This window comes from Sulfitobacter sp. M85 (assembly GCF_029285915.1).
Classification (GTDB): Bacteria; Pseudomonadota; Alphaproteobacteria; order Rhodobacterales; family Rhodobacteraceae; genus Sulfitobacter; species Sulfitobacter faviae.
In genome coordinates this window covers 1-14,439 of sequence record NZ_JABECQ010000005.1, presented here as the reverse complement: position 1 = coordinate 14,439, position 14,439 = coordinate 1, and the positions used below count along the sequence as shown (strand labels likewise).

9 protein-coding genes and 1 tRNA gene are annotated in these 14,439 nt (G+C 61.1%); 5 read left to right on the top strand and 5 right to left on the bottom strand.

What is annotated here, in order from left to right:
* Window positions 1-140 precede the first annotated feature (140 nt).
* From zwf to HKX24_RS10785, 4 genes are all read left to right on the top strand, one after another.
* Window positions 141-1,604: a glucose-6-phosphate dehydrogenase gene (gene zwf / locus HKX24_RS10800; protein ID WP_271693685.1), complete on the top strand. Its 1,464-nt coding sequence runs from the start codon at window positions 141-143 to the stop codon at window positions 1,602-1,604.
* Window positions 1,601-2,272, top strand: coding sequence for a 6-phosphogluconolactonase (gene pgl, locus HKX24_RS10795; protein WP_271687352.1), 672 nt, complete (start codon window positions 1,601-1,603; stop codon window positions 2,270-2,272). The genes zwf and pgl overlap by 4 nt, the downstream gene beginning before the upstream one ends.
* The gene (gene pgi, locus HKX24_RS10790; protein ID WP_271693687.1) at window positions 2,269-3,861 is read left to right on the top strand and encodes a glucose-6-phosphate isomerase; all 1,593 of its coding nucleotides are present in this window, start codon (window positions 2,269-2,271) and stop codon (window positions 3,859-3,861) included. Before pgl ends, pgi begins: the two co-directional genes overlap by 4 nt.
* A gap of 161 nt (window positions 3,862-4,022) precedes the next feature.
* A complete protein-coding gene (locus HKX24_RS10785; protein ID WP_271693688.1) occupies window positions 4,023-5,651 on the top strand; it encodes a long-chain fatty acid--CoA ligase in 1,629 nt (542 codons plus the stop codon).
* A gap of 41 nt (window positions 5,652-5,692) precedes the next feature.
* Here the strand turns inward: HKX24_RS10785 and HKX24_RS10780 are convergent, their stop codons facing one another.
* The 4 genes from HKX24_RS10780 to HKX24_RS10765 form a co-directional block, all read right to left on the bottom strand.
* Window positions 5,693-7,744 (bottom strand): ATP-binding protein, encoded by a 2,052-nt coding sequence (locus HKX24_RS10780; RefSeq protein WP_271693689.1) that lies wholly within the window; start codon window positions 7,742-7,744, stop codon window positions 5,693-5,695.
* A 200-nt stretch (window positions 7,745-7,944) separates the two neighbouring features.
* A tRNA-Gly gene (locus HKX24_RS10775) sits at window positions 7,945-8,018 on the bottom strand.
* 41 nt (window positions 8,019-8,059) lie between these two features.
* On the bottom strand, window positions 8,060-8,905 hold the full coding sequence (locus HKX24_RS10770) for a methyltransferase domain-containing protein (protein WP_271693690.1): 846 nt from the start codon (window positions 8,903-8,905) through the stop codon (window positions 8,060-8,062).
* Complete coding sequence (locus HKX24_RS10765; protein ID WP_276154008.1) at window positions 8,905-10,953, bottom strand: ASKHA domain-containing protein; 2,049 nt, start codon at window positions 10,951-10,953, stop codon at window positions 8,905-8,907. Before HKX24_RS10765 ends, HKX24_RS10770 begins: the two co-directional genes overlap by 1 nt.
* A gap of 191 nt (window positions 10,954-11,144) precedes the next feature.
* Here HKX24_RS10765 and guaB point away from each other — a divergent pair, with 191 nt between their 5' ends.
* Complete coding sequence (guaB, locus tag HKX24_RS10760; protein WP_276154007.1) at window positions 11,145-12,593, top strand: IMP dehydrogenase; 1,449 nt, start codon at window positions 11,145-11,147, stop codon at window positions 12,591-12,593.
* Window positions 12,594-13,311: 718 nt separating this feature from the next.
* On the opposite strand, the gene HKX24_RS10755 is transcribed toward guaB, so the two are convergent.
* The gene (locus HKX24_RS10755) at window positions 13,312-14,298 is read right to left on the bottom strand and encodes a hypothetical protein (protein WP_276154006.1); all 987 of its coding nucleotides are present in this window, start codon (window positions 14,296-14,298) and stop codon (window positions 13,312-13,314) included.
* Window positions 14,299-14,439: the final 141 nt, after the last annotated feature.

The following is a 14,439-nucleotide window of genomic DNA, read 5'->3' as shown; positions in this document are numbered from 1 at the left end:
GATCCCGTGTGTTCCTGTTGTGGTAAGCTATTGCGGCGCACCCTAAAAGTCCAAGCACCGGGGCGCACAGTCTTGTGATGTAGGGAAAAATAAGTATGTTTGCGCTAACTCTGCCACTCTGCCCGGACAAGGATTAATCAATGGTTTCGCGTGTTATCCCTGTCGACCCCTTCGATCTTGTCATCTTTGGCGGCACCGGCGATCTGGCCCGGCGCAAGATTTTGCCGGGTCTTTATCGCCGTTACTGTGCGGGACAAATGCCCGAAGAGGCGCGGATCATCGGCGCTGCGCGCACCGAGATGGACGCCGCAGGCTACCGCGAGATGGTGGCCGAAGCGATTGAAGAGTTCGGCGGGAAAGACGCCTGTGACAACCTCGATGCCTTTCTGGCCAAGCTTGACTATGTCGCCATCGACGCACGCGGAGAGACCGGCTGGGCCGAGCTGCAGGGGCTGATGTCCGGCAAGGACCGGATCGAGGTCTATTATTTCTCTGTCGCGCCGGGGCTTTTCGGCGATCTGGCCGAACGGTTGCAGCAATGGGGCATGGCGGGCGAAGAATGTCGCATTGTCGTGGAAAAACCCTTTGGCCGCGATCTGGAGAGTGCGCGCGCCCTCAACGCGACGCTGGCCACCTATTTCAAAGAACAACAGATCTACCGGATCGATCACTATCTCGGCAAAGAGACGGTGCAGAACCTCATGGCGGTGCGCTTTGGCAATATGCTGTTCGAGCCGTTGTGGAACCGCCAATACGTCGACCACATCCAGATCACCGTGGCCGAGACGGTTGGCGTCGGCGGCCGTGGGGAGTATTACGACAAATCCGGCGCGATGCGGGACATGGTGCAGAACCACCTGATGCAACTCTTGTGCCTGATCGCGATGGAGCCTCCCGCGCGTTTTGATCCCGATGCGGTGCGCGATGAAAAGCTGAAAGTGATCCGCGCGATTGATCCGGTGCTGCCGCATCACCTCGTGCGCGGACAGTATGAGGCTGAAGGGGGCAATGAAGAAGATGCCCCCAGCTACCGCGATGCCGTCGGCAACCCACGGTCGCGGACCGAGAGTTTCGTGGCGCTGAAGGCCCATATCAGCAACTGGCGTTGGCATGGCACGCCGTTTTATCTGCGCACCGGCAAGCGCATGGTGGCGCGGTCGAGCGAGATCACGGTGGTTTTCAAAGACACGCCGCATTCCATCTTTGCCGAAGACGCTGGCCGTCATCGCAACGTGCTGTCGATCCGCTTGCAGCCGAACGAGGGCATCACCCTTGGCGTGACGATCAAGGAACCCGGGCCGGGGGGCATGCGTCTGGTCGATGTGCCGCTCGACATGACCTTTGCCGAAGCGCTTGGCCCCGATGGGGGCGATCAGGTCGATGCCTATGAGCGGCTTATCATGGACGTGATCCGGGGCAACCAGACATTGTTCATGCGCGACGACGAGGTCGAGGCCGCCTGGGCCTGGACCGATCCGATCATCCAAGGCTGGGAGGCGCGTCACGACGTGCCCAAACCCTATGACAGCGGCTCGGCGGGGCCGACGGATGCGACAGAAATGATGCGGCGCGATGGCCGTGAATGGCGAAAGGTATCCCCATGAACATCATCGAATATGCGGACCGCGAAATGCTGGTGATGAATGTCGCCAACAAACTGGCGGGCAAGTTGAAATCGGCACTTTCGGGCAATGACCGCGTGTCTTTCGCGGTGCCGGGCGGCTCTACCCCCGGGCCGATCTTTGAGATGCTCAGCGCGACCGATCTGGATTGGAGCCGGGTGGATGTGATGCTGACCGATGAGCGTTGGGTGGACGTGGATGACCCGCTGTCGAACGCGCGTCTGGTGCGCGAGCATTTGCTGAACGACCGTGCCGCAGCGGCGCAGTTCATCCCCTTTTTCCGCCCCGGGCTTTCTCCGGGCGAGGGGGCAGAGGTGGTGGCCCCCAGTCTGACGGATCATGTGCCGATCTCTGTCCTGCTGCTTGGCATGGGCGACGACATGCACACCGCCTCGCTTTTCCCCGGCGACCCCAGCCTGCCTGACGCTTTGGCCGCCGATGCCCCGCTTTTGTGCCCGGTCTATCCCGAGGGCCAGCCCACTGCGCGGGTCACGCTGCCGGCGCATGTGCTCGACGGGGCGCTGAACAAACATCTCGTGATTTTCGGGGATGAGAAACGCGCGGCCCTTGAGCGCGCGCAGGGGCTTTCCCCCGAAGAGGCGCCGATTGCAGCGGTGCTGGATGAAATCGAAGTTTACTGGGCGGCATGATGAACATTTGGCAAGACCTTCAAGAGCGGCAGAACACCGTGGCGGACCGCAAGATCACGGCACTGTTCGATGATCCCAATCGGGCCGAGGACTTCTCGCTGCGCACGCAACATATGCTGTTCGACTACGCCAAGACGAATATCGACACCGAGACCCGCGCGGCGCTGCTGCAACTGGTCGAAAACGCCAAGGTCACCGAGCGGCGCGATGCGATGTTCGCGGGCGCGCCGATCAATGAGACTGAGGAGCGCGCAGTGCTGCACACGGCGCTGCGCAATCTCGATTGCGGGGCGGTAAAGGTCGCGGGCGAAGATGTCATGCCGCAGGTGCGCGACACGCTGGCGCGGATGCGCAGCTTTGCCGATCAGGTGCGCAGCGGCGACATTACGGATGTGGTCAACATCGGCATCGGCGGCTCCGACCTTGGCCCCGCCATGGCGACCCGCGCGCTGACGCCCTATCACGATGGGCCGCGCTGCCACTTCGTCTCGAACGTCGATGGCGCGCATATCGCGGATACGCTGCGTGGGCTGGATGCCAAGAAAACGCTGGTGATCGTGGCGTCCAAGACTTTCACCACCATCGAGACCATGACCAACGCGCGCACGGCGCGGGCATGGATGCAGGACCACGGTGGCGATCCGGCGACGCAATTCGCCGCGCTCAGCACCGCTGATGACAAGACCGCTGAGTTCGGGATCGACCCGGCTCGCGTCTTCGGTTTCGAGGATTGGGTCGGCGGGCGCTATTCCGTCTGGGGGCCGATTGGGCTGTCGCTGATGATCGCCATTGGCCCCAAGGCTTTCGACAGCTTCCTGCGCGGCGCGCAGGAGATGGACCGCCATTTCTGCGCCGCTGATCCGGCTGAGAATATGCCGATCCTTCTGGCGCTGGTGGGCATCTGGCACAATCAAATCTGCGGCCATGCCACCCGCGCGGTGCTGCCCTATGACCAACGGCTTGAGATGCTGCCCGATTACCTGCAACAGCTTGAGATGGAATCGAACGGCAAAGGCGTGCAGATGGACGGCGCCGACAGCCCGCGCCACACCGGCCCGGTGGTCTGGGGCGCGGCGGGCACCAATGGCCAGCACGCTTTCTATCAGTTGATCCACCAAGGCACCCGGGTGATCCCTTGCGAGTTTCTGGTGGCGGCCAAGGGGCATGAGCCGGAGTTGCAGCATCACCACGATCTGCTCATCGCCAATTGCCTCGCCCAATCCGAGGCGCTGATGCGCGGGCGGTCTTTGGACGAAGCGCGCGCCATCATGCGCGACGCGGGGCTTTCGGGCGACGCGCTTGAACGGCAAGCCCGCCACCGTGTCTTCCCCGGTAATCGGCCCTCGACCACGCTGGCCTATGAAACGCTCGATCCTTTCACGCTGGGCCAGATCATCGCGCTTTATGAGCATCGCGTTTTTGTCGAAGGGGTGATCCTCGGCATTAACTCTTTCGATCAATGGGGCGTGGAACTGGGCAAGGAACTGGCTAAATCGCTCCAACCGCTGGTCGAAGGCGAGGTCTCTACCGAGGGGAAAGACGGCTCTACCGCTGGGCTGATCGGCTATATCCACCAGCATCGCGGCTAGGGGCTGCCCTTCGAGCGGAACGAGGCACCGCGCGGGCGACAGCCGCCTGCGCGGTGCCACTGTCCTGTCCGTCAGCGCTATTACGACTTGCCGGAGGGGAAGGCTTGCAACTGCTCTGACCTTTGGACAGTCTCAACGCAAATGATTGGAGGATCCCCATTATGCTTGGCCAGATGATGACGCAGCCGCTGCTGATCTCAAGCCTGATTTCCCATGCCGAACGCTATCACCCCGAGGGGGAGATTGTCTCGGTTTCGACCACGGGCGGGGTTGAGGAAACCAATTGGGGCAAGGTGGCCGAGAATGCCCGCCGTTTGGGCGCGGCCTTGACCGATCTGGGGCTGTCGCCGCAGGCGCGTTGCGGGACCATCGCATGGAACAACCGGCGGCATCTGGAGATTTACTTCGGCACGTCCGGCGCGGGCTTTGTCTGCCATACGATTAACCCGCGTCTTTTCGCCGACCAGCTTGTTTATATCCTCAACCATGCCGCGGATGAGGTTTTGTTCATCGACAAGACCTTCGTCCCGCTCGTCGCCGCGATCCGCGACAAGCTGGAGCATCTCAAGCACCTCGTCCTGTTGTCCGGCCCCGATGCCGAGGCCGCTGAGGCGCTGCCGGGGCTGGTCTTCTACGACGAATTGGTGGCTTCGGGCGATGCCGGGTTCGACTGGCCCGATCTGGATGAGAACACGGCGTCGAGCCTTTGCTACACCTCTGGCACCACAGGCAATCCCAAGGGCGTGCTTTATTCCCACCGCTCGACCGTGTTGCATTCCTTTGGCATCAACATGGCCGACAGCATCGCGATCTCCGCGCGGGACATCGTGATGGCCGTGGTGCCGATGTTCCATGTCAACGCTTGGGGCTGCCCCTATGCCAGCGCGATGACCGGTGCGCGAATGGTGTTGCCGGGGCCGAACCTTGATGGTGCCTCGCTCGTGGGGCTGATCGACAGCTACCGCGTTTCCTTGGCGCTTGGCGTGCCGACGATCTGGCAAGGGCTCTTGGCGGCGGCAAAGAAATCCGGCAGCGAACTGCCCAGTCTAGAGCGTACCGTGGTCGGTGGTTCGGCCTGTCCGCCGTCGATGATCAAGACCTTCCGCGAAGACTATGGGGTGGAGACCATCCACGCTTGGGGCATGACCGAGATGTCGCCGGTGGGCAGCGTCAACAAGCCCTTGGCGAAACACGGTGAATTGCCCGAAGACGCCCAGCACAAGCTGCGCGAGAACCAAGGCCGCCCGGTCTTTGGCGTCGAACTTGAGATCTGGGACGACGCAGGCAAGCCGCTGCCCCTCGACGGCGAAACCCAAGGCGCGCTGGTCACCCGCGGGCATTGGATTTTGGATGCCTACTACCAATCCGACCGCGACAGCACCCTGCGCGATGGCTGGTTCGACACCGGCGATATCGCGACGATGGACGCCGACGGCTATATCACCATCCGTGACCGCGCCAAGGATATCATCAAGTCGGGCGGCGAATGGATCAGTTCGGTTGAGTTAGAGAATATCGCCATCGCCCATCCCGATCTGGCCGACGCCGCCGTCATCGGGGCCACCCATCCCAAATGGGACGAGCGCCCGGTTCTGGTCGCGGTGAAGGCCGAAGGGGCCGATCCGTCAGAGGCGGATATCCTTAAGGTTTTCGAGGATCAGATTGCCAAATGGCAGGTGCCCGACAGGGTGGTCTTCGCCGAGGCGCTGCCGCGCAACGCGACGGGCAAAGTGCTGAAACGCGATCTGCGGGACCGCTTTGGCGATGTGCTGATGCAGGGCGAGAGCTAAGGTAAGTTGCCCCGGCCCGTTTTGGGCCGGGGCGTTTATCGTCAGGCCGAACGGCGCATCTCGCTATCGGCCACGGGGCGAGGTAGGGTCAGCCGGAAGGTGCTGCCCACGTCGACTTTGCTTTCCAGCGACAGGCTGCCGCCATGCAGGCTGGCCAGTTGCTCGGCAATCGCAAGGCCCAATCCCAAGCCGCCGTTCTCACGCGACATGGAGCCGTCAACCTGCTGAAACCGCAGGAAAACCCGTTCGAGATTGTCCTCGGAAATACCGCAGCCCGTGTCGGAGACCGAGAAGGTGATCTCTTCGTCATCCTGCTGCATCTGCAGATGAATATTGCCGCTGCGGGTGAATTTGATCGCGTTTGAAATCAGGTTGTAAAGGATCTGGCGCAGGCGCACCGGATCGGCATTGGCGAGGGCCGTGCCATTGTCCTCATAGGTCAGCGTCAGCCCCTTGGCCTCGGCATCCGGGCGCAGGTCATCGGCGACGGAAAGGGCGATCTCGCTGGTCTCAACCTCTTGAAGATCAAGCTCCATCTTGCCGCGCGCGACCTTGGTCCAATCCAACAGGTCTTCGACAAGGCGCAGCATATGTTTTGACGACCCCGCGATGCCGCCCGCTTGGTCAGAGACGAAGTTTTGGAACTCATCGACGCTGTGGCGAATGTCGGGCGTGGCATTGGCGCTGTTGTTCAGCGCGGTCTGCAAACGCCGGGCTTGGGGCAGCTTCTCGGCATGTTGCAAGAAGGTCGCCCGGCCCGAGATCACGGTCAACGGCGTGCGCAGCTCATGGCTGACGTTGTTCAGGAATTCGGTCTTTTCGCGGTCCGCCGCCTTGGCCGCGTCGAGCGCGCGTTTCTCGGCCGTCACATCGGTCCAGATGCCCACAGTATAGCCATGCGGCGTGCGCGATTCCGTGACTTTGAGCCAGAAGTTATCTGAGACTTCCAGAATGAAGGCGCCGGTCGGGTTGCGGAACCGGGCGAGGCGTTTGGCAATCCATGCCTCACGCTCCTCGACCTGCTCAGGGTGCTGATGGCGGCCGACCCAATGGCGCAACAGCTCTTCGATGGTTTTGCCGGGGATCAGAAGGTCAGTGATTTCAGGGTGATACTCCAGAAACTTGCTGTTGACGGTGACAAGGCGTTCTTTCTCGTCAAAGGCGATGAACCCCTCTTGGATCGATCCAATGCCCTCAGCCAAAAGCGCATGGGCTTCCTGCTTTTTCAGCGTGACCCGGCGGAAGGCCCAGAGGCCCGCCATCAGCGCGATGGTCGCGATCAGGGCGAAGGCTACGAGGTAGGGGCTTTGCGGGGCATAGGGGGGCAGACCGTTGGCGGGGCTGGCCGTCGCCTCCCATGTCTTGCCCAAAAGCTCGAACCGGGTGCGCACAGGCGCTGTGGGGTCGACCGCCGCAGGCTCAATCTCAGGCGGCATGACGCCCGTGGGGAAGGCGCGGAGGCTATAGATGTAGTCGGCGGCCTGATGCGGGTTTTGATGCGGCTCGAACAGCCGGTCGGGCTGAAAGACGATGGACATCACCCCCCAAAAGCGCGGCGCGCCAAGGCCGATGGGGCGCTCGAACACCGGGTAGTGCATGATATAGCCCTTGCCGCCTTGAACAAGGTTCAGCGGCCCTTCGATGGTCGGGCTTTGGCGGCGGTAGGCATTGGCGACGCCGGAAAGCTGCGTCGGGATGTTCTTGTATTCCAGGCCAATCGTCTCGCCATTCTGGGTCTTGGGATAGCTATGGGTGATCTTGAGGTCCGGGGCGAGGGCGAAGGCCTGAATGCCGGGGTTCCGGTCGCGCAACTCCTTGACCAGCAGTTCGATCTTTTTGTCTTTGAAGGCTTCGCCGGAGAGCAGGATATTCTCGATGTTCTTAGTGACCAGAATGGTCTCTTGGAACTGATGCTGCACCTGATTGCTGACTTCATGCAGCGTCTGCCGCGCGTCCTGGCGGATGCTGGCGATATGCTGTTCGTAATCCAGTTTGACGATCGAATAGCTGATGCCGGCGACGCAGCACAGCACGATGAAATTGACGATGATATACGCGTTGGATGTCGCGTAGTCCCGAAACGCGTTTGCCACGCTTTTTTCCTTTGCCTCAATGCGCATCCGACATCGTTGGGCCATTTGCGCGTAAGTTACTTCCCTGTTGATTGCTACTTTTGCGGGCAATCATGGCGAAATTCGGACCAGATTAGGCTTTTCATGGGTGTGACATTGGGGAACCCTGCGCGGCCTGTGTGGGGCCATGTGGCGGGATCACAAAGGCGGAGGGGGGAGCGTGGAGCGGGTAACGAGAATCGAACTCGTAACTAAAGCTTGGGAAGCTGCCGTGATACCTTTTCACCATACCCGCGCGCTGAGGGTGAGATAATCGGCGCGCGGGGGAAGGTCAAGTCAGGGTTTCGTCGCGGTGACGAAATTGATTTCGGCAGGCAGGCGCAGGGGGCCGTCTTCCGCATAGGGACGCAGGGCTTCGGCGATGGTCTGCCGAAGTTCCGCGACCTGTGCTGGGTCCGCCTCGAAATGATTAATTGCGCCGCTGGCCGGGCCGATGTCGCACATCTGCTGGGCAAGGTCATCGACCGTGCCCGCGGGGGTGAGGTCAAGCCGTGTCACCTTGCAGGCGATATCGACAAAGCCTGCCTCGGCGAGGATCGATACCACGCGTTCAGGGTCGCGAAAGGCGAAAGGTCCGGGGCCGTCGGGATCGCTTTTCGGCATGGCGCCGATGGTGGCCCGGGCCGCGCGGGCGGGCAGGGTAAAGAAAGGGTTCTCGGGGATTTGGCCCCAAGCGGCAAAGCTGAGCTTCGCGCCGGGGCTGAGTTGCGCGGCCATGCGCGTGAAGCTGAGCACCGGATCGGCAAAGAACATCACGCCAAAGCGCGAGATCAGCCGATCATAGGGAGGGGAAAGCGCTAGCGTCGTTGCATCACCGTGGTGAAAGGCGACATGGGGCAGGGCGGCGGCCCGTTGCCGCGCGAGGTCGAGCAGCGGGGCAGAGACATCGACCCCCAGCACCGCGCCTGCATCGCCCACCGCCTCGGCGGCGGCGAGACAGCCCGCCCCCGCGCCGCAGCCGATGTCGAGCACCCTCAGCCCCGGCGCCAGTTCGGCGCGCGCCAGCACGCCATCCAGCACAGGCTGCATCAGAATGTCCAACTCAGCCTGCCGCGCGGCCCATCTCTGCCCCGCAGAGGCGCTCCAGAATTCGACCTGATCGCTGTTGCCCGAGGCAGTCATCACGTCGCCTTTCTTCTGCGCCGACGGCCGCCGCGTTCGCTTTCGCCGCTGCCGCCGGTGTTGAAGGTCACCTCCGGCAGGGCGACGAGGCTGTTGAGGATGGGGAAAGGCTCTACCGCGTTGGGGATGGCAGAAGCATTGACGAAATGCTCTTGAAAGCGCGGTTCGACGGCGGTTTCGATCTTGTGGATCGCGCCCACGGTCGCCTCGATCTCGGCCCGGGCCTCGGTATTGAGCAGGGCGATCCGGGCGCCGGTGCCTGCGGCATTGCCCGCGCTGGTGACTTTGTCGAGCGGCGCGTCGGGGATCATGCCCAGCACCATCGCGTGTTTGGGGCTGATATGCGCCCCAAAGGCCCCCGCCAACACCACGCGGTCAACCTTGTCGACGCCGAATTTGTCCATCAGCAGCCGCGCGCCGGAATAGAGCGCGGCCTTGGCCATCTGGATTTCGCGAATGTCGCGGTTGGTCACCGTGATCTTGGGCCCGCCCTTTTCGGTGCCGTCATAGACCAGATAGCTGTTGGTGCGCCCATCGGCAAAGACCGAGGCGGAGCCCGTCTGCGCAGCACTGCCAATCAGACCCGGCGCGTCGACGATGCCGTGAATGCGCATCTCGGCGACCATTTCGATAATGCCGGAGCCGCAGATGCCCGTGACGCCGGTGCTCGCCACCGCCTCTTCAAAGCCGTCCTCGTCGGACCAGAGATCACAGCCGATCACCTTGAACCGGGCCACCTTGGTTTCCGGGTCAATCTCGACCCGCTCGATCGCCCCCGGAGCCGCGCGCTGGCCCGAGCTGATCTGTGCACCCTCGAAAGCGGGCCCGGTGGGAGAGGAACAGGCCAGCACCTTTTCCTTGTTGCCCAGCAGGATTTCCGCATTAGTGCCCACATCGACCACCAGCATCAACTCGTCGGACTTCTCAGGCGTCTCCGACAGGGCGACGGCGGCGGCATCCGCGCCGACATGGCCCGCGATGCAGGGCAGCAGGTAGACGCGGGCGGAGGGGTGGATGTTCAGGTTCAAATCCTCGGCCCGCAGACGCAGCGCGCCGGAGGTTGCAAGCGCGAAGGGCGCTTGGCCCAACTCGAAGGGGTCGATGCCCAGCAGCAGGTGGTGCATCACCGGGTTGCAGACGAAGACCGCGTCGACGATCAGATCGGGCGCGACATTCCCCTCGGCGGCGATCTGGGTGAAAAGCGCAGCCATCCCCTCGCGCACCGCGCGGGTCATCTCCTGCGCGCCGTCTGGGTTCATCATGGAATAGCTGACGCGGCTCATCAGGTCTTCGCCGAAACGGATCTGCGGGTTCATCACACCGGAAGAGGCCATGACCTCACCGGTTTGCAGATCGCAAAGATGCGCCGCGATGGTGGTGGAGCCGAGGTCGACCGCCAGACCATAGACAGTGCCCTCGTAATACCCCGGCCAGATGTTCATGATCCGCGCGGCATTCTCCTGATCGCCCAGATGGACGGCGACCGTGACCTTCCAATCGCCCTTGCGCAGAACCGGCTGCATCATTTGCAGGATGTGCAGATCGGCGGTGACTTTCTCCAGCTTCCACTGCTCGGCGAGCGCAGCCCTGAGACGTTCCAGATCGCCCGAGGGTTCGTGCATGTCGGGCTCCGTCACTTCGACGTAGAAGAGTTTGACGGACGGGTTCAGCACGATCTCCCGCGCCTCGGCGCGTTTGCGCACGACCTGTTTGTGAACTTGGCTCTCCGGCGGCACGTCGATCACCACATCGCCCTCCACCGTGGCCTGACAGCCTAGACGGCGGCCCTCCTTCAAGCCGCGCTTCTCGTCATAGCGTTCTTCCACCGCGTTCCATGGGCTCAGCGCATCGGGCGCGACGGTCACCCCATGTTTCGAGAACTGCCCATAGCCCGGCGAGACCTGACATTTCGAACAGATGCCGCGCCCGCCGCAGACCGAGTCAAGATCGACACCCAACTGCCGCGCGGCGGTCAGCACCGGGGTGCCTTTGGGAAAGCGCCCTCTCTTGCCGGAGGGCGTGAAAATCACGAGGGGGTCACTGCTCATCGGGGCCGTCCTTTGTTTCTTTGTGTCACCATAGCGTTCCGCGCGGCGGGGGAAAGATGCGGGGCGGCAATTCATGCCGCGCGCGCGGCATTCCGTGTCCACGCCTTACGCGGGGGAATAGGTCTTTCCAATCCCGGCCATCCGTGAAATAGGAAACCGCCAAATGAACCCATCCAGACCCGAGGTGTTAAATGGAGATTCGTGAGGCCCTGACCTTTGATGACGTCCTGCTGGTTCCCGCAGCGTCTTCTGTGTTGCCGTCCACCGCAGATACGCGAACCCGCGTCACGCAGAGCATCGCGCTCAATATCCCGCTGCTCAGCTCGGCCATGGATACGGTGACCGAAAGCCGCATGGCCATCGCGCTGGCGCAGGCCGGGGGCATGGGGGTGGTGCACCGCAACCTCACGATCGAAGAACAGGCCCGCGAAGTGCGTCGGGTGAAACGCTTTGAATCCGGCATCGTTTACAACCCGATCACCCTGCGTCCCGACCAGACCCTGGCGGATGCCAAGGACCTGCAAGAACGCTACCGCGTGACCGGCTTCCCGGTTGTAGACGAAAATGGCCGCGTGCTGGGCATCGTCACCAACCGCGACATGCGTTTTGCCTCTGACGACCGCACGCCGGTGTCGGTGATGATGACTTCTGAACGGCTGGCGATCCTGCAAGAGCCTGCGGACCGGGACGAGGCGATTAGCCTGATGAAATCGCGCCGGATCGAGAAACTGTTGGTGACGGATGCCGAAGGCAAGCTCACCGGGCTGCTGACCCTGCGCGACACCGAACAGGCCGTGCTGAACCCCACCGCCTGCAAAGATGATCTGGGCCGCTTGCGTGTCGCCGCGGCGACGACAGTGGGCGACGCGGGCTTCGAGCGCTCCGAGGCGCTGGTCGATGCGGGCGTCGATATGATCGTGATCGACACCGCCCATGGCCATTCCGAAGGCGTGGCCCATGCGGTGACCCGGGCCAAGAAACAGTTCGGCGATGTGCAGGTCGTCGCGGGCAATGTGGCCACCGGCGATGCCACCCGGGCGCTCATCGACGCAGGCGCCGATGCGGTCAAGGTCGGCATCGGGCCGGGCTCCATCTGCACGACGCGGATGGTGGCGGGCGTGGGCGTGCCGCAACTGACCGCGATCATGGACTGCGTGGCCGCTGCGGGAGACGTGCCGATCATCGCCGATGGCGGCATCAAGTTCTCCGGCGATTTCGCCAAGGCGATTGCCGCCGGTGCCTCCTGCGCCATGGTCGGCAGCATGATCGCCGGGACGGACGAAAGCCCCGGCGAAGTCGTTCTTTATCAAGGGCGTAGCTTTAAGAGCTACCGTGGCATGGGCAGCATGGGCGCCATGGCGCGCGGCTCGGCAGACCGGTATTTTCAGAAAGACGCCGCCTCTGACAAACTGGTGCCCGAGGGGATCGAAGGTCAGGTGCCTTACAAGGGCAGCGCGGGCAATGTGCTGCACCAATTGGTCGGCGGTCTGCGCGCGGCCATGGGCTATACCGGTTGCGCCACCGTCGATGAGATGCGCCGCAACTGCAACTTCGTGAAGATCACCGGCGCGGGACTGAAGGAAAGCCATGTGCATGACGTGCAGATCACGCGGGAATCTCCTAATTATCGAATAGGGTAAGTGCAATATACCATTAAGTTTTAGTGGGATTTGATGTGTTAATTTGCGTTGAGAACCATGCGTGAACAGGACCGAACATACCCAGAACTGGACAATGCATCAGTGATTAAACTGATGCAAATTAAGATAGGGTTCGGCGATAGCTGATGCATAGTTGTCGGATCGAGAGAGCACTAAGTGGAGGTGGCGGCATCATCGATCCTGCCACCAACAATGAGTTTGAGTAGATAAATCTTCTTGGCACGATTGAGACGGAGAGCCCAACCGATAAGCTGCTACCTAAAATTGACAGCACGGTTAGTGCCGCCGGCTAAAGATGGATCAGGCGACCATCTCTCAACGAGATCTGTGTCGGCTGGGTCGGAAATCCCAACTTGCGTCTTGCATCCCTATCGCTCTCAACAGCCGTCCCGCGATCCACCGCGCGCCCCGTCACATTGCCGCTTACGCCGTGGTGTTTTGTGTAACCTGATTTCGAATGCGGCCAAGTTTACCTCTGAAGGTGATGTGGTTGAAATGAGCGTGAGACGGATAGATCAGAAAGTTCGGATCGAAGTCGCAGACCACGGGATAGGCACCGCACCTGAAGAACAAAAAGACGATCACCTTTTCCTTAGGAAAGCGGACACTCAGATGGTTGTTTCTGGTCTGACCCGACTGTTCAATTCGAAGAGCCTTTCCGAGCAACGCTCGGGGAAACTACGCCTCTGTTTTTCAGTCATAAACCGTCTTGGAATGGATCGGGATAAGTTCTGTTGTTTAGTTCTTCGTCCGACGCCAACTCAACGCGCAGCTCAAGTCTTTCGAGGGTTTCGTGCTCCCCTGCCGGCTGGAGATAAGGTGTGATGTTTGCAAAACTTCTGTGCACTTCACGTCTGGACCATCTTACAGATGACATAAGTGTCCCAAATGCTGCCATCTCCGCGCTTGAGAAGCCACGCCTGACACACCGATTGGCAAGCCCCAATGCAGTAGTTGGATTAATCTGTTCATCAGCGTGCACATTAAGATGACCCTGCAAGATATGAAAAGGGGCTCCCATCAGATGTGCAAGATCCGGAACAAGCCGGATCACGAATTTTCGCGCACTTGTGCTGCGCTTCCGGTCACGAGTTTTGTCAGATAAGGCTTTTTGGATGGCCCTAAGTGGCTCACCGTTCATCCACAGGCTCAATGCTTCCCGCAGCTTTGGGAGGGCGTGGGACGCACGAGCAGCGTCGCCCTTAAGCTTCTTGAAGTCTGTTCCAAATAGATACTCCAAGCTGTCTGGCTTGATTACACGGTCCAAATATTCAGGCTTGGCTGTCAGCCACCCGAACATCCAATTGCACAATGCTTCGACTGAATGAAAGCTGTGAAACCCCTCTTCGGCAAGGGCATTTGACAAGTCCTTCAGGACATCTTCGGGCAGCCCCAACATAGAGGCAGTATTGCGCAAAGACAGGGACTCAACGGGCAGGGCTTCGTCATCATCATTCAATAGCGAAAGGGCCGCTGCTGTCCTGCTTTCAATCCAGTCCTCTTCAGCATCCTGACGTTTGCGATAAGCTGCGAAGCTTCTCGATAGGCCAAGCCGCACATCGAGAACACCGTCTTCACTTTGATCGGTCTCCGCGAGCCGCGCGACAACATATCGTTCCAGATCTCCAATGTCTGAAGCTTTGTCATGAATGCGATCCATCAATGCCGTAAACGGATCGTCCAAAATAAGGCATTGATCTGTTGATTGTCACTGAGAGCTGACCCGGTAGCCCCATAAATTGTCACTGAGAATTGACCCATGTGAACACACTGCCCCGACGGTTTTGGTTGGGGGGATTTGGAGTGATCGACATGGGATTTTTGA